This window comes from Brevibacterium sp. Z349TD_9, assembly GCF_056173565.1.
In genome coordinates this window covers 229507-256157 of sequence record NZ_CM149680.1, presented here as the reverse complement: position 1 = coordinate 256157, position 26651 = coordinate 229507, and the positions used below count along the sequence as shown (strand labels likewise).

21 protein-coding genes are annotated in these 26651 nt (G+C 66.0%); 13 read left to right on the top strand and 8 right to left on the bottom strand.

Going from position 1 to position 26651, the window contains the following annotated elements:
- Nucleotides 1-92 precede the first annotated feature (92 nt).
- The 3 genes from AC0VYB_RS01130 to AC0VYB_RS01120 all read right to left on the bottom strand — a co-directional run bounded on the left by AC0VYB_RS01130 (nt 93) and on the right by AC0VYB_RS01120 (nt 1481).
- A complete protein-coding gene (locus AC0VYB_RS01130) occupies nt 93-278 on the bottom strand; it encodes a CsbD family protein (RefSeq protein ID WP_009377555.1) in 186 nt (61 codons plus the stop codon).
- 72 nt (nt 279-350) lie between these two features.
- On the bottom strand, nt 351-635 hold the full coding sequence (locus AC0VYB_RS01125; RefSeq protein WP_009377556.1) for a GlsB/YeaQ/YmgE family stress response membrane protein: 285 nt from the start codon (nt 633-635) through the stop codon (nt 351-353).
- Between the two features lie 189 nt (nt 636-824).
- The gene (locus AC0VYB_RS01120; protein ID WP_260984423.1) at nt 825-1481 is read right to left on the bottom strand and encodes a homing endonuclease associated repeat-containing protein; all 657 of its coding nucleotides are present in this window, start codon (nt 1479-1481) and stop codon (nt 825-827) included.
- Nucleotides 1482-1656: 175 nt separating this feature from the next.
- On the opposite strand from AC0VYB_RS01120, the gene AC0VYB_RS01115 reads away from it, so the two are divergent.
- Genes AC0VYB_RS01115 through AC0VYB_RS01105 form a run of 3 tightly spaced genes read left to right on the top strand, consistent with a single transcriptional unit; the run spans nt 1657 to nt 5347 of the window.
- Entirely contained in the window at nt 1657-1878 is a 222-nt protein-coding gene (locus tag AC0VYB_RS01115; protein WP_101624320.1) for a hypothetical protein, read from the top strand.
- Nucleotides 1875-2171, top strand: coding sequence for a hypothetical protein (locus AC0VYB_RS01110; RefSeq protein ID WP_144588833.1), 297 nt, complete (start codon nt 1875-1877; stop codon nt 2169-2171). The genes AC0VYB_RS01115 and AC0VYB_RS01110 overlap by 4 nt, the downstream gene beginning before the upstream one ends.
- Before the next feature lie 38 nt (nt 2172-2209).
- Nucleotides 2210-5347, top strand: a complete 3138-nt coding sequence (locus AC0VYB_RS01105) for a DEAD/DEAH box helicase (RefSeq protein WP_475384933.1) — start codon at nt 2210-2212, stop codon at nt 5345-5347.
- A gap of 29 nt (nt 5348-5376) precedes the next feature.
- Here the strand turns inward: AC0VYB_RS01105 and AC0VYB_RS01100 are convergent, their stop codons facing one another.
- The 4 genes from AC0VYB_RS01100 to AC0VYB_RS01085 form a co-directional block, all read right to left on the bottom strand.
- A complete protein-coding gene (locus AC0VYB_RS01100; protein ID WP_475384932.1) occupies nt 5377-6354 on the bottom strand; it encodes a cation diffusion facilitator family transporter in 978 nt (325 codons plus the stop codon).
- Between the two features lie 138 nt (nt 6355-6492).
- The gene (locus tag AC0VYB_RS01095; protein ID WP_119297193.1) at nt 6493-7902 is read right to left on the bottom strand and encodes an aspartate ammonia-lyase; all 1410 of its coding nucleotides are present in this window, start codon (nt 7900-7902) and stop codon (nt 6493-6495) included.
- Nucleotides 7899-9239 carry a flavin-containing monooxygenase gene (locus AC0VYB_RS01090; protein ID WP_119297192.1) on the bottom strand — a complete coding sequence of 447 codons (1341 nt, stop codon included), beginning with the start codon at nt 9237-9239 and terminating at the stop codon, nt 7899-7901. The genes AC0VYB_RS01095 and AC0VYB_RS01090 overlap by 4 nt, the downstream gene beginning before the upstream one ends.
- Before the next feature lie 212 nt (nt 9240-9451).
- Nucleotides 9452-10372 (bottom strand): LysR substrate-binding domain-containing protein, encoded by a 921-nt coding sequence (locus AC0VYB_RS01085; protein ID WP_119297191.1) that lies wholly within the window; start codon nt 10370-10372, stop codon nt 9452-9454.
- 123 nt (nt 10373-10495) lie between these two features.
- Here AC0VYB_RS01085 and AC0VYB_RS01080 point away from each other — a divergent pair, with 123 nt between their 5' ends.
- The 8 genes from AC0VYB_RS01080 to AC0VYB_RS01045 all read left to right on the top strand — a co-directional run bounded on the left by AC0VYB_RS01080 (nt 10496) and on the right by AC0VYB_RS01045 (nt 20992).
- Nucleotides 10496-10978 (top strand): RidA family protein, encoded by a 483-nt coding sequence (locus AC0VYB_RS01080; protein ID WP_119297190.1) that lies wholly within the window; start codon nt 10496-10498, stop codon nt 10976-10978.
- Nucleotides 10975-11658, top strand: coding sequence for a DUF1028 domain-containing protein (locus tag AC0VYB_RS01075; RefSeq protein WP_119297189.1), 684 nt, complete (start codon nt 10975-10977; stop codon nt 11656-11658). Before AC0VYB_RS01080 ends, AC0VYB_RS01075 begins: the two co-directional genes overlap by 4 nt.
- Entirely contained in the window at nt 11655-12974 is a 1320-nt protein-coding gene (locus AC0VYB_RS01070) for a M20 family metallopeptidase (protein ID WP_232254153.1), read from the top strand. Before AC0VYB_RS01075 ends, AC0VYB_RS01070 begins: the two co-directional genes overlap by 4 nt.
- Nucleotides 12975-13058: 84 nt before the next feature.
- Nucleotides 13059-14456, top strand: coding sequence for an MFS transporter (locus AC0VYB_RS01065; RefSeq protein ID WP_475384931.1), 1398 nt, complete (start codon nt 13059-13061; stop codon nt 14454-14456).
- A gap of 100 nt (nt 14457-14556) precedes the next feature.
- Nucleotides 14557-16065 carry an aldehyde dehydrogenase family protein gene (locus tag AC0VYB_RS01060; RefSeq protein ID WP_144588815.1) on the top strand — a complete coding sequence of 503 codons (1509 nt, stop codon included), beginning with the start codon at nt 14557-14559 and terminating at the stop codon, nt 16063-16065.
- A gap of 358 nt (nt 16066-16423) precedes the next feature.
- Nucleotides 16424-17992, top strand: coding sequence for an aspartate aminotransferase family protein (locus tag AC0VYB_RS01055; protein ID WP_475384930.1), 1569 nt, complete (start codon nt 16424-16426; stop codon nt 17990-17992).
- A 132-nt stretch (nt 17993-18124) separates the two neighbouring features.
- Nucleotides 18125-19540 carry a purine-cytosine permease family protein gene (locus tag AC0VYB_RS01050; protein WP_475384929.1) on the top strand — a complete coding sequence of 472 codons (1416 nt, stop codon included), beginning with the start codon at nt 18125-18127 and terminating at the stop codon, nt 19538-19540.
- Between the two features lie 411 nt (nt 19541-19951).
- On the top strand, nt 19952-20992 hold the full coding sequence (locus AC0VYB_RS01045; RefSeq protein WP_475384928.1) for a DUF2891 family protein: 1041 nt from the start codon (nt 19952-19954) through the stop codon (nt 20990-20992).
- 265 nt (nt 20993-21257) lie between these two features.
- Here the strand turns inward: AC0VYB_RS01045 and AC0VYB_RS01040 are convergent, their stop codons facing one another.
- Nucleotides 21258-21848 (bottom strand): hypothetical protein, encoded by a 591-nt coding sequence (locus tag AC0VYB_RS01040; protein WP_475384927.1) that lies wholly within the window; start codon nt 21846-21848, stop codon nt 21258-21260.
- Between the two features lie 368 nt (nt 21849-22216).
- Between AC0VYB_RS01040 and AC0VYB_RS01035 the strand changes: the two genes are divergently transcribed.
- Both AC0VYB_RS01035 and AC0VYB_RS01030 read left to right on the top strand, forming a co-directional pair.
- Entirely contained in the window at nt 22217-23590 is a 1374-nt protein-coding gene (locus AC0VYB_RS01035) for a DNA cytosine methyltransferase (RefSeq protein ID WP_475384926.1), read from the top strand.
- A 113-nt stretch (nt 23591-23703) separates the two neighbouring features.
- Nucleotides 23704-26646, top strand: coding sequence for a hypothetical protein (locus AC0VYB_RS01030; RefSeq protein WP_475384925.1), 2943 nt, complete (start codon nt 23704-23706; stop codon nt 26644-26646).
- Nucleotides 26647-26651: the final 5 nt, after the last annotated feature.

Sequence of the window (26651 nt, the reverse complement as noted above, 5' to 3'; positions counted from 1 at the left end):
CACCCGCCTCTGTGTCATCCGGTCAACCGCGGAGAGCACGATTGCCGGGGTCTATCGCCGACGCTCAGGCGCGCCGGAGTTCCTGCGACCGATCAGTGACGACGGTCGGTGACATCCTTTGCGGTGTCCTTGAGCTTCTCTCCGGCCTGCTTGGTGCCGGCGGCAGCCTGATCGGCCTTGCCTTCGGCCTGCATCTGCTCGTTGCCGATGGCCTTGCCGGTGGCGTCCTTGGCCTTGCCCTTGAGTTCCTGGGCCTTGTTGTCGAACTTGTCCTTCATGCTCACGGCATGCTCCTTTTCTCTGGGTGTATGCGTGCTGATCTGGTCAGTTGAGGGCTGACCAGCGTGCCGTCAGGCGGTCTTGGCTCCGCGGTTCTTCGTGATGAGGCCCCAGACGAACGCGAAGACGATCGCGCCGATCACAGCGATGAAGAACGAGCCCCACGACCAGGGATCCGAGAACACAGCGCCGATGCCCTTGCCGCCGAACAGTCCGAAGAGGAGTCCGCCGACGAAAGCGCCGATGACTCCGAGGATGATCGTGCTGATCCATCCTCCGGCCTGCTTACCCGGGAGGATGAGCTTCGCGAGGGCGCCCGCGAGCAGCCCGACGATGATCCAACCGATGACAACCATGATTTCCGTCCCTTCGATTCAGTCACCGAGCGCGTGCGCCATCTGCGCACGTCAGTCGGTTCCATCTATACAGACGTTCAGACACTACAAACCTCACGCACGATTCGCAAGGATTTTTGCCGGATCGTGTCCCAAGTGATGTTGTCGTTTCGAATCGTGGAACTCAGGCGACGAAAAGTGGATGAAGCCTCACTTCGCCGAGGTGAGAGCCGTGTTCCAGCTCCCGTAGAACTTTCGCACGGCGGCAGCCGAGGGCACTGTTCCCTTGTGTTCGGCGGCGTAGTTCCCGTACTCCTTGTAGGTCGCCGCGACTCCGCGGGATTCGCAGTCGGCGAGGAAGGCGGTGATCGCCGAATCGTAAGCGGCGGCATCGAATCGCAGTTGACCCTTCGCTCGCCCCACACTGCTCGTCGCCAACCCGGCGGCAGTGAGAGCGGCGTTCCATGATCCGAACCGCTGCACTGCCGTCTGGCTGGTCGGCGGCCACGTACTCGCCCCCTTGGTCGAACCCACGCCGAGGTGGTCGAGCACAGCCGTACGCGCCAGGTCGTACTTCGCGGCGGTGAGGCTCGGCTTCTCTCCACGGTTGCGGATGAACCCGATGGCGGAGGCCACCTCGTCGACGGTGTCGGTGATCAACGTGGTGGAATCGGAGAACTGGGCCTGCAGGACTGCCTCGACTCCGGCGATGATGTCCTTGTCGCCTCGGCCGAGCGGCCTCGTCGGATTCCGCGGAGGAGCGGCGTTGAGTAGATCGACCGTGCGCGCGGTCGCGAGCAGCAGTGCACCGAGAATCGCGGGAGACGAGATGTGGGACCGATCGGAGGCTTCATTCACGCCTCTCATCCTACGGTGGCACTATCGTTGTCGTCATGAGGATGGCCCACGAACTCACCGTCGAGGATCTCGCTGCACGCGTATTCAGCGACCTGCAGGTCTTCGTCGCCGAGTCGTCATTCGGGTGGGGCGAGCTGCGCGGCGAATAGGCACGCGTGAGCGATTTCGTGGCTATGCTCCGATCATGGACGCCACCGAACGCACATCCGCCGACAAGGCGATCGAGTGGGCGAAGACATCCCAGACTCCTCCAGCACGACTCACCGAGGTCTTCGCCATCATCAACGGACAGGGCAAACGCAAGGAATCCATCCTCATCGCTCGCTACGACCGCAGGCCACCGTTACCGCCGGGAGTCGAGCGCGAACCCTGGTACTCCGAGTCTTCCCTGACGTTGTCGTCATGACCCGATCACCGCGCCTGAGAGACGACCAGGTCATGGAGCGCATCGTCCGGCCCGCCGTCGATCGCATCCTCCGCGACGGCGAGCTCGACCGTCTCGACATCATCGAGGGCCGCAGCCGCAACCTCATCGACGTGCGCGTCACGGTCGGTGACGAAGTCTTCACCCTTCCGGTGACGGTTCCCCGCGCCGATGACGACGAGGAGATCACGGAGATGGCCCAGCACTTCTTCGACATGCTCCAGGACTTCGTCGCGGAGTCCTCCTTCGCATGGGGTGAACTCCGCGGGCAGTGACCATGAACCGTGTCACCGGGCAGTGAGAGGATGGGGTCGTGACCGCGAACCGACCGAGCACTCCCCCGAATCCGCGGGGTCGTGCATCCGGATCGGCCACCCCCGCCGACTGGAGGACGGCCTTCGCCTCCTTCGCCGAGGCGGCCGAGACAACGCACACGCCCGTGGCCTTGGGATTCGAGCTCGTCGAGGTCGTCCCCCGATCATGGTTCGAACCCCAGCACACCACTCTGCTCACGAGAGCCGAGGTGAGCCCGGGTGCGAATCCGTCGCTCGCGATCCGGCCGCTGGTCCTCAGCGACTCCGGCAACTGGGTGAAGAAGTCGCTGAGCTGGCGCACGATCGACCGCATGACCTCCCAGTTCGGTGTCGACCCCCGTCACCAGGAGTGGTTCTCCCAGCTCGCGGGCCTGCGTACCCGGGACAAGACGGACTTCACGCCCGATGGGGCGGCGTACAACCTCGGCGATTTCCACACCTCCCTGCTCTGGGACGTCTTCGCTCACGGTGCCGAGCTCGGGATCGCCCTCGTCGGGGTCAACCAGGGCATGGATGTGCGCATCGGTCGGGATGCGAAGGCCGTCATCGATGTGCGCACGGTGCGGGGCGGCCTGCGCGTGCAGCCGCAGGTGACGATCGACGAACGCCCTATTGCTCCGGGGCTCGCGAAGCCGATCTGGACGCACGGGTTCTTCGGCGTCGACACCCGCACCGGGTTCACGGTCACGCTGGCGCCCGCGGAGAAGGCCACGACCGCCTCGGCGCTGCCGGCCCTGTCTGCACCGGGACCGATCACAATCCCGCGCGACGACGCCGAGGAGTTCTTCGAGGAGTACTACCCGCTGCTGCGCACGAGCACCGAGGTCGTGAGCACCGACGAATCCGTCCGCTTCCCGCACTACCGGGATCCGCGGCTCACCCTCGACCTCACCTTCGGCGCGCAGGACCGACTGAGCCTGCGCTGGTACTGGGAGTACTCGGGTCCGCGCCGGACCCTGCCGGTGCGGCAGCCCTCCGGCTCCCGACGCGCCGAGGGAACGGTCCGGCCGACCCCGGGCCCCGCCTCGGCGGGGAGGGACACCGAACTGCGCGACGTCGACCACGAGGATTCCGTCCTCGCCGAGGTCACCGCCCTGCTGCAGACGTTCACCCCCTCCGAACCGGGCACGGACTTCCCGGCCGCACCGACCGACTTCGAGCTCACCGACGTCGACACCGCCGACTTCGTCACCACGGTCCTGCCCGGGCTCGAGGAGATCGAGCACGTCCACGTCGTCACCCGTGGGAAGCGGCAGCCCTACCGTGAGCTCGGCGGGGAGCCGAGCGTGACGATCACCTCGGTCGAGGCGGCGAAGAACGACTGGTTCGAGCTCGGCTTCCAGATCAGCATTGGCGGGAGGCCCGTGCCCTTCGTCAAGCTCTTCACCGCGCTTGCGAAGGGCCAGCGCAAGCTCAAGCTCGCCGACGACTCGTACCTCTCCCTCGACCGTCCCGTCTTCGACCGGCTCAAGTCCCTCCTCGCCGAGGCGGACCTCATCCCCGAATGGGAACCCGAGTCCCCGAAGATCAGCCGCCTCCACGTCGGTCTGTGGTCCGAGTTCGAAGACCTCGCCGACGAGGCCGAACCCGCCGTGACCTGGCGCGAGTCCGCACAGGCCCTGCGTGATCTCGAGCATCTGCCGGCCACCGAGGTGCCCGAACTCGACGGCGTCACCCTCCGCCCGTACCAGGTGCAAGGGTTCCGCTGGCTGTCCCTCCTCCACCGGTGCCGCATCGGCGGGATCCTCGCCGACGACATGGGGCTCGGCAAGACCGTGCAGACGCTCGCGCTCGTCGCCCACGCCCGCCGCACGGAGTGGGAGGGTGACCGCGGGACCGGTGCAAGCCGGAAGAGCCCGCCGTTCCTCGTCGTCGCCCCCACCTCTGTGGTCCCGGTGTGGGCGCAGGAGGCGGCGAAGGTCACCCCTGACCTCGACGTCCGCGTCATCGGTGAGTCCCGGCGGAAGCGGAAGATCCCCCTCGCCGAGGTGGCCGCCGGGGCCGATGTCATCGTCGTCTCGTACGCGATCCTCCGGCTTGATGAGGACGAGATCGCCGCCCTCGAGTGGGCGGGGCTCATCCTCGACGAGGCGCAGTTCGTCAAGAACGGCTCCTCCCAGGTCCATCAGGCGGCGAAGGCGGTGATCGCCCCGTTCCGGCTCGCGCTCACGGGCACACCCCTCGAGAACTCGCTGCGGGATGTGTGGTCGCTGTTCTCGATCACCGCCCCCGGGCTCTTCCCCTCCCCGCACCGGTTCGAGGAGGAGTACGTCCGGCCGATCGAATCGGGGGAGAATCCGGGGCGGATGCAGCGCCTGCAGCGGCGGATCCGCCCGTTCCTCCTGCGCCGGACGAAGGACCTCGTCGCCGCCGACCTGCCGGAGAAGCAGGAGCAGGTCATCACTGTCGAGCTCAGTCCCGCACACCGACAGCTCTACGACCGGATCCTGCAGAAGGAGCGGAAGAAGCTGCTCGGGTTCATCGACAGTGACTACGACCGGCAGCGCTTCATCGTCTTCCGCTCGCTCACGCTCCTGCGCATGCTCGCCCTCGACCCGCGCATCGTCGACGCCGAGCACGCCGAGGTGCCCTCGAGCAAGCTCACCGCGCTCCTCGAGCGTCTCGACGAGGTCGTCACCGAAGGCCACCGGTCGATCGTGTTCAGCCAGTTCACCTCGTTCCTCGACCATGTCGGCGAGGAGTTGGAGTCCCGCGGGATCCCCTACGTCGTCCTCGACGGGTCGACCCGCAACCGCGCCGAGGTGGTCGAGGCCTTCCGCACCGGCACAGCACCCGTGTTCCTCATCAGTCTCAAGGCCGGCGGGTTCGGTCTCACGCTCACCGAGGCGGACTACGTCTTCCTCATGGATCCGTGGTGGAATCCCGCCGCGGAGAATCAGGCGATCGACCGCGCCCACCGGATAGGGCAGACCGATCACGTCATCGTCTACCGCTACGTCGCCGAAGGCACGATCGAGGAGAAGGTGCTCGGCCTGCAGCGGAAGAAGGCCGAGCTCTTCGACGACCTCATGACAGACGAGCTCGCCGACCGCGACGCTCCCCTGCGCAACGCTTCAGGTCAGGCGTTCAGTCAGACGATCAGTGCCGAGGACATCCGTCAGCTCTTCGATGGGTGAGGGCCCTGGAGGCGGGTAACGACATCTCGTCACTGCCCGTTCGGCACCAACGCCTTCTCCCCCGGCGCGGCCGGGGTGAGGATGATCTCCTCGACCATCGGGTGCTCCTCGAGGTGGCGTTCGACGGTGCGCAGGCGCACGGCGAGCTCGCTCTCCCTCGCATCGCCGACGAGGTCGACGGCCGCGACGACGAAGACCTTGCCCGAGCCGACGAACTCGACGTGGAGGTAGGTGACCTCGACGATGTCCTTGTCCGCGAGCAGGTCGGTGAGGATCATGTCGCGGATGTGCGGGGTGACGTTCTCGCCCACGAGGTACCGGCGATTGCGGTCGATGAGCACGATCGCGACGATGCCGAGGAGCACCCCGACGAGGATCGACCCGATCGCGTCGAACGCGGCGATGCCCGTGATCTGGTGGAGGAACATCGCAAGGAACGCGATGACGAGGCCGATGAGCGCCGCGGCGTCCTCGGCGAAGACCGCCCGCAGGGTCGGGTTCGATCCCTTGAGGACGTAGCGCAGGGTCGGCTGCCGCAGCTGACCGGCTCGCCTCCGCGACTGCCGGACCGACTGGAGGAAAGAGAAGCCCTCGAGGACCGCGGAGATCGCGAGGACGATGTAGCCGACCGTGTAGTCGGAGTCGGCCTCGTCGACGAAGAGGGACTGGAAGCCGTGCCCGATCGAGACCGCCGAGCCGACGGTGAAGATCCCGAACGCCGCGAACATCGACCACACGTAGGCTTCCCGCCCGTACCCGAGCGGATGCGACGCATCGGCGGGCCGGGCGGCCTTGCGTTCAGCGATGAGGAGGAAGACCTCGTTGCCGGCATCCGCCCACGAGTGGGCCGCCTCGGCGACCAGGGCCGCCGATCCGGTCATCCCCGCCGCGATCGTCTTCGCGATGGCGACGGCGACGTTCGCGGCGAACGCGATGATGACGGTGATCCAACTGCTGCCCGCGGCCTTGTGCGCCTCGGTGTCGACTCGGCCCGAACGCTCGGCCATGGCAATGTCCTCCCCGTCGCAGGTCGTTGAGCCGTCGGTCGGCCCGCAGGTGACCAGCATACGGTGAACCGCCTCGGCGAACGAGACCCTCGCCCCTCGGAACGGGTCGCAACCCGCCCTGCCGGGCGAGGGCCCGGTTCACACCCCTGTCAGCCGTGACGGAGTGAGCAGCGCATCGATCTCACCGAACTCGAGCAGACCGCGACTCTCGACGAGATCGGCGACCCGGGCATCGCCGGTGAGCGCCTCCTTCGCGAGGGCGGCCGCCGAGGCATAGCCGATGACCGGGGCGAGCGCGGTGATGACGGTGACCGACCGCGCGACGGTGTCGGCGAGCCTGGCCTCGTTCGCGGTGATCCCCTCGACGCAGTTGACCCGGAACGTCCGGCACGCACGTTCGAGCCACGTGACCGACTGGAACAGCGAGTGCGCGATGATCGGCTCGAACGCGTTGAGCTGCAGCTGCCCCGCCTCGACGGCCATCGACACCGTGACATCGGCCCCGGCCACAGCGAACGCGACCTGTGTGACCGCCTCGGGGATGACCGGATTGACCTTGCCCGGCATGATCGACGACCCCGCCTGCCGCGGCGGCAGGCCGATCTCGCCGAGGCCGGCCTGCGGACCCGAGGAGAGCAGCCGCAGATCACCGGCGATCTTCGAGAGCTTGAGGGCACTGCGTTTGAGTGCGGCCGAGAACGTCACGAACGCCCCCGTGTCACTCGTCGATTCGACGAGATCGCCGGCCGTGACGAGGTCGAGTCCCGTGACCGTGCGCAGGTGCCGGATGACCGCGTCCCGGTAGCCGACCGGGGCGTTGATCCCCGTCCCGATCGCCGTCGCCCCCATATTCACCTCGCCGAGGAGGCCGACCGCCTCGTCGAGCCGGTCGATGTCCTCCCGCAGGGTCACAGCGAAGGCCGTGAACTCCTGCCCGAGCGTCATCGGCACGGCGTCCTGGAGCTGGGTGCGCCCGACCTTGACGATGTGCGCGAACTCGGCTCCCTTGGCCGCGAACGCCTCGGCGAGCAGACCGAGTTCCCTGGTCAGCGACGTGAGCGAGAAGGCGAGCGCGATCTTCACCGCCGTCGGGTACGTGTCGTTCGTCGACTGGCTGCGGTTCGTGTGGTCGTTGGGGTTGAGGTGCGCGTAGTCGCCCTTGCACCACCCGCCGAGTTCGAGCGCCCTGTTCGTCACCACCTCGTTGACGTTCATGTTCGTCGACGTCCCCGCCCCGCCCTGGACGACGCCGACCGTGAACTCGTCGAGGAGCCGACCGGCCTTGATCTCTTCGCACGCGGCATCGATGAGGCCTGATCGTTCGGCGTCGAGGGCGCCGATCTCGAGGTTCGCCCGGGCGGCCGCCTGCTTGACGCATGCGTAGGCGCGGACGAACTCCGGGTAGACGGAGATCGGGCGGGCCGCGATCGGGAAGTTCTCCATCGCCCGGGCCGTATGGACGCCCCAGTAAGCGCCGGCGGGGATCTCAAGGCTGCCGAGCGCATCAGTCTCGGTGCGGGTGGCGCCTTCGCCGAGGCGGGCGGTCATCCCGCTGCCTCGAGCAGTTCCGCAGTCGCGGACTCACCGGTGCGGGCGGTGCCGGGCTGGGCACCGGAGCGGGTCCCCGTCGGCGTGTAGTCGCGGTACATCCGCTGGATCCCGATCTGGTCGGCGAGGTACTTCGCGTCGTGCCACACGCCCCAGATGAAGCTCGAGCCCCTCCTCGACAGCCATGGCAGGCCGAGGAAGTAGACCCCGGGCACCGGGGTGACTCCGCGCTGCTGGACGGGGTAACCGCGATCGTCGAGAACCCCGGGCACGTCGAGCCACGAGTAGTCGACGCCGAACCCGGTCGCCCAGATCACCGTGCGCACACCCGCCTCGGCGAGGTCGAGTTCGCGGATCGGATTCCGCACACCCTCGGGGTCGGGCCCGAGTTCGTGTGCTTCGGGCTCCTCCGGCAGGTCGAGGCCGTTGCGCTCGATAAAGTCATCGGCGGCCCGGAGCAAGGAGAGGTAGTTCTCGTCCCCGCGGGCGATGTTCGCGCCGAGGTCGTCGCCGACGAAGAGTGTTCCATCCGAGAAGCCGTTCGCCCGTCCGAGCAGGGTGATGCCGGAGGCCTCGAGGTCGCGGAAGTCGACGGTGTGGCCGCCGCGGGCACCGCTGACAGCGATCGTCACATGGTCGGCTCCGACCGGAGGCGCCGCGAGGTCCCAGAGGCCGAGCGCTCCGAGCCACCAGCAGAAGTCCCGGCCGCGGTAGGAGCGCGGCGGCCGGTCGTGGGGTCCGACGGCGAGGTGGACCTTCCGGCCCGAGGCCTGGATCTCGGCGGCGATCTGGACCCCGGAGGAGCCGGCACCGACGACGAGGACCCCACCGTCGTCGAGCTGCTCGGGGTTCTTGTACGCGTTCGAGTGCAGCTGGGTGAGACCCGCCTCGGCGGGGATGATCGCGGGGACGTTGGGCACCTGGAACGGTCCGGTGGCGGCGACGACGTAGTCCGCGTCGATCGTCCCGGTGTCGGTCTCGACGCGGTAGCCGGGAGCTCCGTCGAGCGCCTTCACCGAGGTGACGGTGACCCCGGTGCGCACCGGCAGGCGCTTGCGGTCGACGAGGGTCTGGAAGTAGTCGGCGACCTCGGTCTTCGTCGCGAACGCCTCGGGGTCGGTGTCTTCGAACTCCTGGGTGGGGAACCGGTCGTGCCAGGCGGGGCCGTTGGCGACGAGGGAGTCCCAGCGGCGGGTCCGCCACGCCTCGGCGACGCGGTCGCGTTCGAGGACGATGTGGGGGACGCCTTGGGACTCGAGGTGCTCGCTCATCGCGATTCCGGCTTGTCCGCCGCCGACGATGACGACCTCGGTGGTTTCTGCGGCTCTCTGCGGCATGGGATGCCCTTTCTCCGGCCCGCATCCGGCGATCGGTGCGGGGTGTGCGTCGTTGCTGTCAGGGCCGAACGTCGTCGTCGCCCTTCGCTTTCCAGCAAACCGCAGGGCAGAGCGCCGATGCCAATAGTCGTTGGCGGACCACTGCATCTACTGGGCAGATGCAGTCGTCGAATCCCCATCGCTTCAGGGGATGGGAAGGTGCGGTCGGAGCCCTACTCCGGGGCCGCCTCGGCGAGGATCGACCGAGCAGCGGCGGTGACGGCCTGCGCCTTCGCCGTCGTTCCCGAGCGGGAGAGCGTCGAGGTGACGACGTGGAGGCTCGGGGCGGGGTCGGCGATCTCGAGGATCACCGTCCGCTCACCGGTGTAGGTCTCGGCGATCCGTGGGCGCTGGTTGAGGATCGAGTAGCCGAGCCCCATCGCGACCATCGAACGCACGGTCTCGTAGCTCGAGCTGCGGTGTTTGACCCGGGGCGTGATCCCGCCGGAGCGGAGGATGCTGAGGAAATACTCGCGGCTGTCGGGGAGGTCGAGGAGGACGAGCGGGTCGTCGTCGAGGTCGGCCAGGCGCACCTCGGTGCGGCCGGCGAGGCGGTGATCGGTGCCGACGATGAGGTGCGGGCGGACCGTGCCGACGCGTTCGGCGGCGATGCCGTCGTTCTCGGTGAGGTCGTAGTTGAGGGCGATCTCGGCGCGACCGCTGCGCAGGGCGGCGAGGCACTCCTCGTGGTCGCCTTCGACGACCTCGACGGTGAGCTCGGGATGCTCGGCCTCGAGCGCGCCGAGGAGCTGCGGGAGGAGGAACGGGGCGATCGTCTTGAAGCACGCGAGGACGATCGTGCCGCGGACCTCCTTCTGCCCGGCCTGGATCGTCTCGACGGCGTCGGTGATGAGCCCGAAGATCTGCCGCGTCTCCTGGAGCAGGCTCTCCCCCGCCGAGGTGAGGACGAGCCCCTTCGAGTGCTGCCGGACGAAGAGCGGGGCGCCGAGCGCCTTCTCGAGCTGGTTGATCGCCGTCGACACCGCCGACTGGGCGATGTGGAGCTCCTGGCTCGCCGTCGTCATGTTGAGCGTCTTCGCGCATTCGACGAAGTACGTCAGCTGCGTGAGCGTGATCGGGAATCTGTGGACCATACCGGCCTCCTCGCCGTCGTCATCTGTTTTCCAGATGAACTGTCTAGATAATAACTATTTCACAGATGAAGCGTGGGTTCCCAGAATGGAGGTCAGCACAGCCGCACTCGACGAGGAGAGACGATGACCGCACCGACGCACACCCGACTGCGCATGTTCAACACGAAGGACACGTACCCCGAGCAGAACCTCGACAACGACCTCTGCCAGGCCGTCGTCGCCGGCGGAGTCGTCTACCTCCGCGGGCAGATCGGCCAGGACCTCGAGACCCGCGAATCGGTGGGCATCGGCGACGTCGTCGCACAGACGGAGAAGGCGATGGCGAACATCGCGATGCTCCTCGCCGAGGCGGGCAGCCGTCTCGAGGACATCGTCAAGGTCACCGTCTACATCGTCGATCCCCGCTACCGCGAGGACGTCTACCGGACGATGGGCACATGGCTGCGCGGCGTCTTCCCCGTCTCGACGGGCATCGTCGTCCAGGCCCTCGCCCGCCCCGAATGGCTCGTCGAGATCGACGCGACCGCCGTCATCAGCGACCCCGACACCGGGCAGGCACCGCGTGCCATCCGTGCCGAGCCCTCCCCCGCCGAGGTGGCCCGATGACCTTCTCCCTCCTCCTCCACGACCCGGACACCGGGGAGTTCGGCGCCGCGATCTCCTCGTCGTCGCCGGCCGTCGCCGCCCGCTGCCTCACGCTGAGCGACGGCGTCGGCGGCGTGAACTCGCAGAACATCACCGACCCGCGCCTGGGACCGGCGATCGTCGCAGAGATGGCCGCCGGGGCCTCTGCGCAGACGGCCCTCGACGCCGTCGTCGCGGCGAGTGATCCGGAGACGATCGCCTACCGACAGCTGCTCGTCATCGATGCGAACGGGGAGACCGCCGCGCATTCGGGCACGGAGGCGCTCGGGATCTTCGGCGCCCGCACCGAGCGCAATGCGGTCGCCGGGGGCAACATGCTCGCCTCGCTCGAGGTCCTCGACGCCTTCGTCGAGACCGCGCTGGCAGCGACCGGTCGGATCGAGGAGCGACTCTTCGCCGGCTTCGAGGCGGCGATGGCCGCCGGCGGAGAGGCCGGACCGGTCCACTCCGCGGGACTTGCCGTCGTCGGCGACGCCGGGTGGCGAGTGACCGACCTGCGCGTCGACTGGGCCGAGGACGACCCGATCGGCGAGCTCGGCCGCCTCCTCGACATCTGGATGCCCCAGCGCGAGGACTACATCACCCGCGGACGCGCCCCTGCCGCGTCCCCGTCCTACGGCGTGCCCGGAGACGACCGATGACCCCGTCGACCGTCACGTCCTCGGGGGCGACACCCGGCCAGTCGACTGAGGCCGCTGGCTTCGCGACTGCCTCTGCCGCCTCGGCGGGGACCGCGGGGTCGCCTGCGACCCGGACCGCGGACCCTGCGCTCAAGGAGCGGATCGCCGAGCGCATCGCCGAGGTGACCGAGCCCCTCATCGCGCTCTCGACCTCTCTCCACGACGATCCCGAACTCGGGTGGCAGGAGCACCGGTCGTCCGCCTCGGTGGCCGACGTCCTCACCGCCCACGGGTTCGCCGTCGAACGCCCCTACCTCGGGTTCGAGACCGCACTGCGGGCGAGGATCGGGACCGGGGACTTCACGGTCGGCTTCCTCGCCGAATACGACGCGCTGCCCGGGCTCGGGCACGCGTGCGGGCACAACCTCATCTCCGCGATGAGCGTCGGCGGGGCGATCGGACTCGCCGCCGTCGCCGACGAGCTCGGCCTCACGGTCGAGGTCATCGGCACCCCAGCCGAGGAGGGAGGCGGCGGGAAGATCGAGCTGCTCGACCGCGGTGCGTTCACCGAACTCGACTTCGCCCTCATGGCCCATCCCGCCCCCGTCGACGTCGCCGAGGCGCGACCGTTCGCGGTCGCCCACTGGCACGTCGAGTACACCGGTCGGGCCGCGCATGCCGCGGCGTATCCCGAGCGCGGCATCAACGCCAACGATGCGTTCCTTATCGCGCAGACAGCGATCGGCCTCCTCCGACAGCAGCTGCCGCCGAGCGTGCGCGTCCACGGCGTGATGACGAACGGCGGGGAGGCACCCAATGCGATCCCCGAGAAGACCGAGGGCCGCTGGTACGTGAGGGCGGAGACGACCGAGGAGCTCCTCGCCGTCGAGCAGCGGGTCATCGACTGCTTCGAGGCCGGGGCCCTGGCCAGCGGCGCGAGACTGACGATCACCCCCGAGAGCCGTCGGTACGCGGAGATGCGCACCGATGAGGTCGCACTCGAGGCCTACCGGGCGAACGCCTCGGCGCTCGGTCGGTCCTTCGACGTCGACCCCGCCGAGGCGACGATGAACCGCGCGTCGACCGACATGGGCAACGTCTCCCAGGTCGTCGACGCCATCCACCCCTACATCGGCGTCGGCGGCACGGCGAGCAACCATCAGGCCGCGTTCGCCGACGCCTGCGTCGGGCCGCTCGCGGAGAAGGCGCTCGTCGACGGTGCCACCGCCCTCGCGTGGACGGCCGCCGACGTCGCGGCCGCCCGCAGGCCTGACCTGGCCGACACACGCACGCCCGACCTCGCCGCCGCGGCAGGTCTGAACCCACCGACGCGGTGAACCGACAAAAACGCGGTCTGCACACCGCGTAACTGTCGGCTCACCGCGTCGAAGCCACCACCGATTCCAATGGAGGAACTCGACATGACTGGCACAACACCCGTCCACAGCTCTGCCCTGACCCAGAAGAAGGGTCTGCAGAAGAGCATCGTCGCCGGATCGATCGGTGTCCTCGTGCACTGGTTCGACTGGGCAGTCTACGCGTACATGGCGACGACGATCGCCGCGATCTTCTTCCCCGAATCGGACAGGACGGCAGGGCTGCTCGCGACCTTCGCGGTCTTCGCCGTCTCGTTCCTCGTCCGTCCCCTCGGAGCGATCCTCTTCGGCCGCCTCGGCGACAAGCTCGGACGGAAGCTCACGCTCTCCGTCGTCATCCTCTCGATGGCGGTGTCGACGCTCATCCTCGGCATCCTCCCGACCTACCAGACGATCGGGGTGCTCGCCCCGATCCTGCTCATCCTCACCCGCATCGTCCAAGGACTGGCAGCGGGTGGCGAGTTCGGGAGCGCCGCGGCGTTCCTCGGGGAGTTCTCGCCCCGGAATCGCCGAGGCTTCGGCTGCAGCTGGCTCGAGTTCGGCTCGCTTCTCGGGTTCCTCCTCGCCTCGTTCGCCGTCTACCTCCTCAACCTCGCACTCACCCCTGAGCAGATCACCGAATGGGGATGGAGGATCCCGTTCCTCATCACCGTGCCACTCGGCTTCGTCGGCCTCTACATCCGCCGGAAGATCGAGGACACCCCGGAGTTCGAAGCACTGCAGAAGATGGAGACCGTCGCCCAGTCGCCTCTGCGGGAGGTCTTCAAGCGCAACCCGAAGGAATTCATCCAGACCTGCGGGATGGAGATCTTCATGAACGTGACGTTCTACGTCGTCCTCGTCTACCTGCTCACCTACCAGGAGACGAGCCTCGGCTTCGACGCCGGACGCGCCGCTCTCCTCTCGACCCTGGCCTCGGCGCTCGGGCTCATCATCGTCCCGCTCGCCGGCATCGCGTCGGACCGGTGGGAACGCAAGCCCGTGCTCATGACCGCGGCCGTCGCACTCACCGCCCTCTCGGTGCCGCTGTTCATGCTCATGGGGGTGCGCAGCGATTGGGCGGCATTCGCCTCGACGTTCGGGCTCGCCTTCATCCTCGCGATCATCCTCGGCACGCACGCCGCCACCGTCGTCGAGCTCTTCCCGACGCGGACCCGTCAGACCGGACTGTCGATCGCCTACGCCATCACTGCGGCGCTCTTCGCCGGCACCGCCCCGTATGCGCTCACCTGGCTCATCGACCGCACCGGCAGCACGCTCAGTCCAGGGTTCTTCCTTGCCGTCGTCGGAGTCATCGGCATCGTCACGGTCGCCTCGATCCCGGAGACCCGCGGCATCGACCTCCTCAAGGACTCAGACAAGCTCACAGACACCGACGACCCAGCCACCCACCACACCGCGTCGACCGCCGCCGAGGCGAAGACCACCTCGGCGACCGACTGACAACCCACCGACGCGGTGAACCGACAAAAACGCGGTCTGCACACCGCGTAACTGTCGGCTCACCGCGTCGAAGCCACGGAACACACGAAGGAGCACCACCATGACCGACACACTCACCCGCACCCCCGCCGCCGAGGAGTGGCGGACGAAGGCGGCTGCGCTCACCCTCGACGGGCGACCCGTCATCGACGGCGCGCGCGTCGACGCCCAGTCCGGGCAGACCCACGCGAAGACGAACCCGGCGACCGGCGAGGTCATCTCGACCCTCCACCTCGGCGACGGCGCCGACGTCGACCGTGCGGTGGCAAGCGCCCGCCGGGCCTACGACGACGGAGCGTGGTCGAGGGCCTCGGCGACGGAGCGGCGGGAAGTGCTGCTGCGCCTCGCCGACCTCATCGAGGCCCGGGCCGACGAGTTCGCGTGCCTCGACACCCTCGACATGGGCAAGCCGATCGGCGAGTCCTCGACGATCGACGCCCCCGGCGCGGCCGCCCTCTTCCGGTTCTACGGCGAGGCGATCGAGAAGGTCTCCGACGAGATCCCCGCGACCCCGAGCGGATCGACAGCGCTCGTCACCCGCGAACCGCTCGGTGTCATCGGCGTCATCGTGCCGTGGAACTACCCGCTCGAGATCGCGACGTGGAAGATCGCACCCGCCCTGGCGGCCGGCAACTCCCTCGTCGTCAAGCCTCCGGTCGAGGCCTCGCACTCGACCCTGCTCCTCGCCGAGCTCGCCGTCGAAGCCGGTCTGCCGGCCGGTGTGCTCAACGTCGTGCCCGGTCGCGGCTCAGTCGTCGGCACGGCGCTGGGCCGGCACATGGACGTCGACATGCTCGCGTTCACCGGCTCCACCGCCGTGGCCAAGCAGCTCCAGGTCTACGCCGGGGAGTCGAACATGAAGCGCCTCGCCCTCGAAGCCGGCGGCAAGAGCGCAAACGTCATCTTCGCCGACACCGACGACCTCGAGGCCGCCGCGCAGAAGGCGGCGTTCGGAGCGTTCTACAACCAGGGCGAAGTGTGCTCGGCGACCTCGCGGATCTTCGTCGAACGTCCCGTCTTCGACGAGTTCGTCCGCCTCCTCACCCGCGCCGCGGAGTCGTTCCAGCCCGGCGATCCGCTCGATCCGGACACCGCGATCGGCTCGCTCGTCTCCGAGAAGCACGCCGAGGAGGTGTGGGAGTGCGTCGAGCAGGCACGCGCCGATGGAACGATCGTCGCCGGCGGCGAGCGCCCGGCGATCAACGGGATGTCGACGTTCATCACCCCGACCGTCGTCACCGGCCTGCCCGCCGACCACCGGCTCCACGAGCACGAGATCTTCGGACCCGTCGCCCTCGTCACCCCGTTCGACTCCGAGGACGAGGCGATCGCGAAAGCGAACGAGACCCCGTACGGTCTTGCAGCGGCACTGTGGACCGGCAGCATGGCCCGCGCCCACCGGGTGGCCTCCCGCCTCGTCGCGGGCACGGTCTCGGTCAATACCGTCGACGCGCTCGGCTTCACGACGCCCTTCGGCGGGTTCAAGCAGTCCGGTTTCGGCCGCGACCTCTCGATCCACGCGCTCGAGAACTACACCGACCTCAAGACCACCTGGCTGCAGTGGGGGTGAGGGCTCCCGGTTCACCGTGCTGACAATGCGGCGTCCGGGCATGCCGCCGCGTCCACGCTCCCGACAATCTGTTTTTCAGATGCCCTTGAGAACGAGAAACTATTTCACTTATGGATCCGTGGGTGAAAGCATGAATGGACAAGGTGATCCACACCACCTCGATCACCGCTTCCCCGGCTCGGCAGTCGCGGCCACCACTCGCAGACACGGAGTCGCAGAGGCCGCACCGCAGACCACGAACCGCCGCAGACTCGGACTCCTGACCACGCACCACCGCTGACGTCGAACCACCGACACCGAACCACCACCGAACGTGCACCACCCAGCAGTTGAGCACCACCGCTCGAAAGGACACACCATGACACTCGACAGCACGCTGACCACGCCGGACGACACGGCCACCGCGGAAGCGTCGGCCGGCAACGACGCCGCCGGCGCACCGACGTCCTCGGCAGCGCCCGCCGCTGATGCCCCGGCCACCGAAGCCCCGGCAGCGCAACCCACAGCCACCGCGAACCCCGCCGCGAACCTCGCAGACACCCCCACCGAGAACCTCGCGGAGATCGCCAAGCGCCACCTCGTCATGAACTTCACCCCGGCGGCGAAGTACCGCGACGCCGAGCTGCCGATCTTCGTCCGCGGCGAGCACTGCTCGGTCTTCGACGAGAACGGCACCCGCTTCTTCGACGGACTCGCCGGTCTCTTCTGCGTCCAGCTCGGCTACACCTACGGCGCCGAGGTCGGCGACGCGGTCCGCGAGCAGATGGCGGCCCTGCCCTACCAGACGACATGGTCGGTCGCCCACCCGCCGGCTGCGAAGCTCGCGCAGAAGATCGCCCAGCTCGCCCCCGGCGACCTCAACCGCGTGTTCTTCGCCTCAGGCGGCGGCGAGTCGAACGAGGCCGCGATCAAGCTGGCCCGCCAGTACCACATCACCCGCGGCGAGTCCTCGCGGATGAAGTTCATCGCCCGCCGCGTCGCCTACCACGGCACGAGCTTCGGGGCGATGTCGCTCAACGGCATGACCGATGTGCGCAAGATGTTCGAACCCCTCATGCACGGGGTTCGCCACACGCACAACACGAAGCGCTACCGCCGCCCCGCGCAGGAGACGGAGCAGGAGTTCATGTCGTTCCTCCTCGGCGAGCTCGAATCGCTCATCATCCAGGAGGGCGCGGACACTGTCGCCGCGATCATCCTCGAACCCCTGCAGAACGCCGGCGGCAGCCTCACCCCGCCCACCGGCTACTTCCAGGGCGTGCGCGAACTGTGCGACAAGTACGGCATCCTCCTCATCGCCGACGAGGTCATCACCGGCTACGGCCGCCTGGGCTCGTGGTTCGGCTCCGAGCACTACGGCTTCCAGCCGGACATGATCACGTTCGCCAAGGGCATCGCCTCGGCGTACATGCCGCTCGGCGGCCTCATCGCCAGCGACCGCGTCATCGAGACCGTCCTCGACGGCCCGCTGGGCATGTACAACCATGCCCTGACCTACGGTGGGCACCCCGTCGCGTGTGCGGCGGCGCTGAAGAACATCGAGATCATGGAGCGCGAAGGCGTCGTCGACAACGTCGCCCAGCTCAGCCCCTACCTCGGTGAGAAGCTCGCCGAGGTGGCCGCCCGGCACTCCGCGATCGTCGGGGATCTGCGTGGTGACGGGTTCCACCGCACCTTCGAACTCGTCACCGATCAGGCCGCGAAGCGGTGGACCGATGAGGTCGTCAGTGCCGGTGAATTCGTCGGTCAGCACCTCAGCCCGGCCCTCGCCGAGGTGGGGCTCATCGCCCGTGTCGCCATCGACGCCGAGGGCAATCCGTTGGTCCAGGTCTCGCCGCCCCTGGTGATGACCGCGACCGACATCGACGAGCTCGCCGGTCTCCTGGACCGTGCGTTCACCCTGGCCACCGACCGCGCCGGGCTCTGAGCCCCGAATTCGCATCCGGCCGGGTGCCCTGACTGCGGTGAGCGCACCCGGCACGGTCGACGGATGGTCGGGGCTGCCTCGGAGAGGATCATCTGCCGATCACCGTGAGAGTCACTCAAAGGAGAGGAACTCATGAACAACCATTCCGAGTCGAAGACGTTCGTGCGCTTCGAACAGCAGCACATCATGCCGATCCCCGAGTCGGAGCGGACCGGGACGAACTGGTCGATCTTCGCGATCTGGGTCAGCCTCAACATGATGCCGCTGACCGTCGTCACCGGAGCCGTCGCCTCCGGCTCCTACAATCTGCCGATCGGGTGGAGCATCACCGCGATCCTCATCGGCAACGTCATCGGGGCCTTCGGCTCCGCACTCCACGCATCGCAGGGACCTCACCTGGGGATTCCGCAGATGCTGCAGGCCAGGGCGCAGTTCGGGTACATGGGCGCGAGCCTGTTCGCGATCATCGCCTTCATCATGTTCATCGGGTTCTTCGCATCGATCCTCATCGTCGCCAAGGATTCGCTGCTCGCGGTCTTCCCCGGCTTCGACGGGACGACGGCGATCATCGTCTTCGCACTCATCGGCGTCGGATTGTGCGCGGTCGGGTACGACCTGCTGCAGAAGACTATGGTGTGGCTCTCGATCCTCATCGGCGGCACGGTCGCGGTGTCGATGGTGCTGTTCTGGATGCAGCCCGACGTCACCTCCCGCCACGCGGACGCCTCGTTCAACGCCGAGGGGTTCTTCGCGATGCTCGCGATCGGCATCGTCTGGCAGCTCGCCTACGCCCCGTACGTCTCCGATTATTCGCGCTACCTGCCGAAGAAGACGGGTCCGAAGACGGCGTTCTGGAGCACGTATCTCGGTCTCGTCGTCAGCTCGGTGTTCGTCATGTCCTTGGGCGTCCTGCTCGGAGCGGCGAACCCGGAGAATCCGCTCACGGCGCTCGGTGAGCAGCTCGGTGCGGTCGGCATGGTCGTCCTCATCATCTTCGCGATCAGCTCCGCGCTCATCAACGGCGTCGAGCTCTATTCGGCGGTGATGAATGCGCTCACCGTCATGCAGTCGAACTTCAAGGCGACGATCACCGCCGGGACGCGGGTGTGGGTGACGATCGTCTGCGGTGCGGGGGCGACGCTCATCGCGATCCTCGGCCAGGGAGACTTCATGGCGACGTTCGAAAGCTTCCTCACCCTGCTGCTCTACGTGCTCATCCCGTGGTCGGCCATCAACCTCGCCGACTACTTCATCGTCCAGAAGGGCGAGTACCACGTCGACGATCTCTTCGCCCCCGATGGCGGTCGGTACGGGAAGTGGAACGCGGTCGGACTCTCAAGCTACGCGATCGGTCTGGCCGCACAGGTGCCGTTCATGATCACACCGCTCTTCACCGGGCCGCTTGCGGCGCCTTTGCAGAACATCGACATCGCGTGGCTCGTCGGCTTCGTAGTCACTGCCATCGTCTACCTGACGTTGTCGCGGTCGCGGGCCAGGCGTGGTCGGACGGATTCTCAGGAGGCGGCGCCGGTGCTTGACGGCGCGTAGGCATTCGACGCGCAGGCGCTTCGGCGTAGCTTCCGCTTGAGCGGTTTACCCTGGCGCAGCTTCCGCTGGAGCTGCCTCCCTGGATTCGGCGGCCGGTCACCTCTCCACCGCAGGTGACCGGCCGTCGTTGCGTGTGCGGATTCGGGAGTGCCTGCTCGCCGCCAGGGACTCGCTGCCGGCGGATCCTCGGTCGCGGCTTCGACGTCGCGAATTGCCAGTCGCGTCATTGCCGTCGGGCGCTCCTTCCGTGCATTGCTGTCACGTCAGGGTTCTCCCGAATTGCCAGTCGCCACCCCGCCACCGCAAAGCACACCAGGGCGAAGTAGTGACAGAATCGAGGCAGTGCGGAGGACGCGGCTCGTCACGGGTTGCTCGACTCCGACGCCGACCGCCTGAGAAGAGGACCCGCGCATGCCCACTCCCGACGACGTCGTCGACCAGTTCGCCCGAGTCGCGCTGACTAACATCACGCAGGACTACCCGTACGCTTCGCATCATGTGGCGAACAGCCTCGCCGACATCGTGCCGGCGGGTGAGAAGAATCCGGCGTTCGCGAATTCGTTCGACTGGCACTCGAGCGTGCACATGCACTATCTGCTCGTGAGGCTGCTCGGCACCGAGGTGGCCCAGGACGCGTCGTGGCGAGATGAGGCGATCGAGCTGCTGCAGTCACACCTCAGTGAGGCGAAGCTCAATGCCGAGGCGTGGTTCCTCCGGGAGAACCGGAGTTGGGAGCGTCCGTATGGGTGGGCGTGGGCGGTCGAACTCGCCGAGGCGCTGCGGACCAGTGAGGATCCGCAGCTGCGTGACTTGGCTGGGAATGCGCAGATCCTCGCCGACACGGTCTTCGATCTCACGGGTGAGTGGCTGCCGAAGGTTCCGGAGCCAGTGCGTCATGGAGTGCATACGAATACGGCTTTCGGTCTGCGGAGGATTCTCCTCGGCGCGCGGGCGCAGGGTCGGCGGGATGTCGTCGACGTCATCGCGGGAGTGGCAAGGAGGTTCTACGCCGAGGATCGGGCGTGGAACTTCGCCCAGGAGCGCAGCGGCCATGACTTCCTCTCGGCAGGTCTGTGCGAGGCCGATCTCATGGCGGAGATCCTCACCGAGGACGAGCTCGCCGTGTGGCTGCCCGCCTTCCTCTCGGAGCTTTCGCCCGAGTCACCTGCCCTCACACCCGTCGAGGTGCTCGATCCCACCGATGGATACCAGAGCCACCTCTACGGGTTGGGGCTGTCGGTTGCCGCATCAATCATGCAGCTGGCCCCGAAGCTCGAGACGATCGCCGAAAAGACCAGCAACCAGGATCTCGATCACTTGGCCAAGGGCATGCTCACCCGGGTCGAAACACTCATGGCGCCTGGCCTAGAGGCTGCAGTGTCCGACGAGTACATGTCTTCGCACTGGGTGGCGACATTCGCGTGGGAGGCGTTGGAGCTACAGGGACTGTGATGGCATCAGTCGGTCTTGACCGGCGGCTACGGAAGCCGTTGATTTAGCGCATCGGCGATTTTGGTGAGGCGCACAAACGTGGGGATCGTGCCTCGTGTAATGGGCTTCTTTTCTGACGGCTCCGGCCCTATTGCTCACCATTCGGGAGATCGGGCCCCCACTTCGCCCAGTGGTTGACAAACACCACTGGGGACCCTGCGGGTAGGCGTCCGAACAACTCGGGATCGGATCGTGGTTAGGACACCAGCTGCTCAATGCTGCCGCCTTACGACCGCAGCGAGACCTCGATGATTCTTATCCTCACCCCTGTGCCGGGCTTCGTCCCGGAGAAAGCTCCGCCCAGTCCGTCATACAGGTAGGCTCTTGTGCCGTCGAAGGATTCCGCCAGTGAATCAGGGGCGTCGACCGGCAGGACCGTCAGCTCCCAAGGCCAAGAAGCCTCCACGCGCCAAGCGGTCGAATGCTCGTTGGCGGCCCACCACGACGAATCACCTGCGTAAGCTCTGGGGTCCGGGGCCGCCCGGTGCGCCACCGAGACGATCAACCTTACGAGTTCATCGCTTTTCTCATTGTGGCTCCATATGACACCCGGCAAGTCCCCTGAGTAGCTGAAACGACCGATACAGGTGGGTGCCACGGTCGCTTCGGCGAGCAGTTCGACTGCCGTCTCTGCGTCGCCGCAGGTCTCGACCTTGTCGCGCGTGCCGAAGAACTGCACGGCACGGTGAGAGGCCGTGTCGTCACACACGTCGTCTGATTCGGCAGCCGTCTCCGACCCGCTGTGCACCGCCTGACCGTCTAATTCGCCGCCCGAACAGCCACGGGCGCCATTGCACCAAGAGATCCGCTTCGTCAATCGTTCCTCGATCCAAGAGATTCCGGAAGACCGATATGCCCCTGCGTGGAAACAGCCGAGGCTTGACAGGCGATTGGACACCGGGTCAAACGGACCAATCACCCGAAGCGTCGGCAACGGCGTTTGGGTAAGCTGACCTCGGTCGAATACGAGCTTGTTCACCACAAGGCCGGCACCCTGGCGGCATAAACCTGAAATCAACTCAACCTTCAGCAATCCGCTGCAGTAGCACAAAGCCGGGAGGCCAGTTCCAACGAAGTGTTGCGCTCGTCATATCTCACCGCCTATCTGGGGAGTTCCAGGCGAGCGTCAGACCAACTGTCGGTGGGTGGCAGTATCCTTGAAGTCATTAAGCAAAGGAGTCACGCATGGCCGACGAGGCAGCAACTTTCCGGTTCATAGATCTCTTCTCCGGGCTGGGGGGCTTCCACGTCGCGCTGCGACAGCTTGGTGGCGAGGGCGTGTTCGCTGCCGAGTGGGATACAACGCTGAACGAACTATACGAGGTCAACTTTGATATCCAGCCTTGGTGCGACGTTGAAGATTTGAAGGACGAAGCGACGATCGCTCGGGAAATTCCTGCGCACGACGTTCTGACGGCAGGTTTCCCTTGTCAGCCATTCTCGAAAGCTGGTGAGCAACTCGGCTTCGGCCACACGCTTCAGGGCAAGCTATTCTTCAAGGTTCTTGCAATTCTCAAAGAAAAACGTCCCCGGCGATTCATCCTTGAGAACGTGCCGAACATCTTGCGTCACCAGAATGGCGACACTCTTGCCACCATTCGTAAGGAACTCCAAGGCCTCGGCTATGAGGTCGATGTACACAAATTCTCGCCGCACGAATTCGGCGTGCCGCAAATCCGAGAGCGAGCCTACTTCGTGGGTTCGCTGGATGGACTTAATGAATTCAAGTGGCCTGCACCCTCCCGGCAGAAGACTGACATCGGCAGCGTATTGGATAAGCATGCGAAGCCATCCCGCGAAATCTCAGACCAGACGATGAAGGCTATTGACATGTGGGACGACTTCCTAAAGCGCGCCCCGAAGTCGCTAAAGTTGCCATCTTTCCCAATTTGGTCGATGGAGTTCGGGGCGACCTATCCCTTCGAAGACGCCACACCCCCGGCGATATGGAAGGAACTCGGGCCGCGCGATTTGGATCACGCCCGTGGCAGCTTTGGGTTTGAGCTGAGAGGGCTGACGCAAGCCGATCAGTTTGATCTCCTTCCAAGCCATGCGCGGCGGCAAGCCGACCTTAAGTTCCCCTCATGGAAACAAGCCTTTATCCGCCAAAACCGGCAGTTCTACAAGGCGAATAAGAAATGGATTGCCCCATGGCTTGACTTGTGGGAGCCGTGGAATCTTTCGTCGAGCCTTCAGAAGTTCGAGTGGAACGTGCAAGGCGGCGAACGGCGAATTGACAATTATGTTCTGCAAGTGCGGGCCTCGGGCCTCCGCGTAAAGCGGACTTCCACTGCTCCGAGCCTCATCGCTATGACGCACACCCAGGTCCCGATTCTCGGTAAAGACATCGTCGGCATTCGCCGCTATATGACTCCGGCAGAGTGCGCCGCGCTCCAGAGCCTGGGCTCGATCTCCCTTCCCGATGGCGATCTGCGCGCGTACAAGGCATTGGGCAATGCCGTCAATGCCGACGTAGTACGCGCGATCGCTGAGCCGCTCCTCCGTGGCCTTGACAGGACTTCAGTGGGCAAGGAGGACGGTCGGCACTCTGCGGCATAATCTGCCGCGTCTAATTCGGGCACGATCTACACTCGCAATGTCCGAGTTCTTTGCTAGGTTTGGCAAAACAGAGTGGAGCAAGAGAGGCTGCCGTGGGTTCCGAATACGAACGTGTGAGCGAGGCGATCGCTGACGTAATGTTCGACTCTTCCAAAGCCGGCCGACCCGTCTACGCGCTCGCAGACGCAGCCACTATCCGTGCTGTTCTCGAAGCTGCAGGGGCTGAGGGCCGGACGTCAACCGAGCTAGCATCTATCGCCGCGTCAACGCTCCATCTGAATCGACCTGGGGTTGCTCCGTTTCATTGGCAGGCTGAGGCCGCACTACGTCATCAGCGACAGCCGCTTGAAACGCCTCCGGCACTCCCGCTCTTAGTCGCTCTGTCAATCGCCGCAGAGCAGATGCAGGCGGACGATGACTTCGCCGCCCACAACTACTACTCACGTCTACATCGGATGCTCCAGGTCCCCCCGAACGAGCACCACAGGGTCACGAACGACTACCGCCGCGTTGCCGATCTGCTGTGGGGATCGCTGAACTCGTGGCTGGAGGCGTGGGAGGGCGAGCGTGGAATCCCGACTGCCTACGCGGTCGGAGGGCATCCCTTTATCGGGTTACCAATGTCCCAAGCAGTTGTCCGACAGCACGATCGCGCCGGTCTCCACGAACTCTTCGCGATTGAGGGGCTGACCCCCGGCCTGCGTATCTCGCCAGACGACATGAGCCTCGCGATGGACCCATATGCAACAGCAACGCCGAGCCTGCCTCTTAGTTCGCACCTCGCGAGACTCTGGGGTGTCGCGGCTACCAGACAGCAAATCGTTGATGCCGCGTGTCTCGAACTCGAAACGTGGGACGGTTCAGGGATTGAGGCGGTCGCATCTACAAGACCCGCTGTCGCAACGCGCCTGCTGGCCTTCCTGCGAACCTTCCCGCGTAAGTCGATCGAGTTCAACTTAATGCTGCCTTACCGCTCGGATGGGTCAGACATCGCTCGGTTCCAGCTCGCAAATGGCGAGGCGATTGTTCCGACCATCTCCGGGCCAGGTGGTTCCACTCGGCTCTCAGGTGTCGAGGGAGTCAGCGCGACTTCCCTCATTGGCGAACAGATTGCTGGAGAGTTCGGAAAGGACGGCAGCCGCCCGTTTGGTCGCCGACCGAAGCGGGTAATACCTCTCCGATGGGACGACCTCCAAGGGGCGTTTGTCGAGACCGAACGCATCTCGCTCGGCGAGGACATTGTTGTCCTAGCAAGGTCGGACGCACGTCAGCACGTTGAGCAACACCTCAACGCTCACGCCCGGCCGGGCTGGTATGAACTCTCTGACCTACCTGGCAACCCTGAAGAGTGGATGGTCTACCAGCACGTCCAGATTGTCTCCGCGCCTGCAGGGCCGGTTCATCGAGATCTCCTACCGCTCGCCACGCGCGCGCGGACGAGCTTGACGCTGCGAGGAGGCTTCGTACTTCCCGGCCTGCTACGCAAGTGGTCAGCTTTGAAACCGCCTGAAGTTGTCGCTCTCGCCGCTGGGGCCAATTCAATCCACATCCGCGTATACCGCGGCACCCGAATCGAATCCTCCCAGCTCGTCGCCGAGGCTACTCAGACTGGCGAACTTGCAGTACTTGCGCTCGTAGGTCGCGGCCTATCTGACGGTGAGTATGTCGTTGCGATGTCCGTTGATGAGGAGAGCAAACCGTCAGCGACAGCGCTCCTCAGGTTGCGTTCCTCACGCACCCCGCAGTTCAAAGTCGAGGATGTGGATGCGCGCTTGGTCTACTCACCTAACTCCTCGCCTTGCTGGCCACTGACCGCGGGTCCGCCTGAGTGGCCGGGTCATGTGAATGGTGCGAGGACCGTTGGACTTGACACGTTCGTTGGCGGAACCGTAGCGCCAATGCCGGAGTTCAAACCCAGGGGAAAAGGACTACCCACTGTAGCGCCGGCGAAAACCCGAGTAGGTACTCCGATGGCGAGCGATTCGTGTCTAGTCACTGGGATGCACAGGTTCCTCCTTCCATCAGTGCTCTCAGGCCAAGTACCTACGCGGAGCATTGAGGGCGAATGCACAAGCTGCGGGCTCGTGCGCCGTTTTGCCGGCACCCCCTGGGCTGCGAAGAAGAAGGATGCCGCAGCCAAAGCCGTCATCCTACCGGACATCCCGCCAGTGACCGAATCGGATGAGCCAGACTTCGAGGTCGCGTTTGACGCGGTGAATCATGTCGGCACCGGATCGTTTGGAACATTCGAGCGGATCGCCGCCCAGGTTGAAGGCTCGGGCCTGTTTGCCGATTCCTTTCTCCGGCGACTTGAGGTCGTCGGGCACATCGACGTTGCGAGAGACGACTACCTTCAAGTAACGGAGTGGGCCGTTAACACCTCAACACTTGTCCCTACCGGTGACAATCGGTGGGTCATTATCGGCTCTCGTTCTGGCGCGATACTGGAACGACTCAAGAACGCGCTAAATGGCTACGCCGAAGTCTCAGTGACTGTCGACACTAAGCCCTTTCGCGTTGAGATCTCCGGCAAACTACCGCTCTCAGCCCTACTGGAGTCGGGGTTTACCGTGCTTAATACTTCGCCGGCGAAAGAAATCGCCGAGGCACTCCCTGCACTCAGCGATGTGGCGAGATCACTCAAACGCGTCATCGTGCCTACCCACAGGTCGGCAGAGTTCTGGGACACGTCCGCCGCCACTTGGCGCCAAACAGAGTCTCTCGTCAAAGTTGGCGCCTATCGGCTCAAAGACTTCGGCTCGACTTACGCAATTCGCACAGCGGACGATATCGCGCGCGGAACAATCGGGCTTGGCAACGCGCAGATCGTGAAACACATCGCGAATCTGTGGGCCGGCGATCCCTTGGTCGGCTACCACTCGCGCAGCAACTCGGTAGTTACACCCCTGGGCGCGGACTTGCCAGCGCTTTACGGGCGCGCACTCGCTCTTTGCTCCGCGAGACCGCCGCGGGAAATCGTCAACCACCGGATGCTTCAGTACCCATCAGTGCCGCGAGAAATCGCGGACATCATCTACGACCGTGTTAGTCGGTGAGAGCC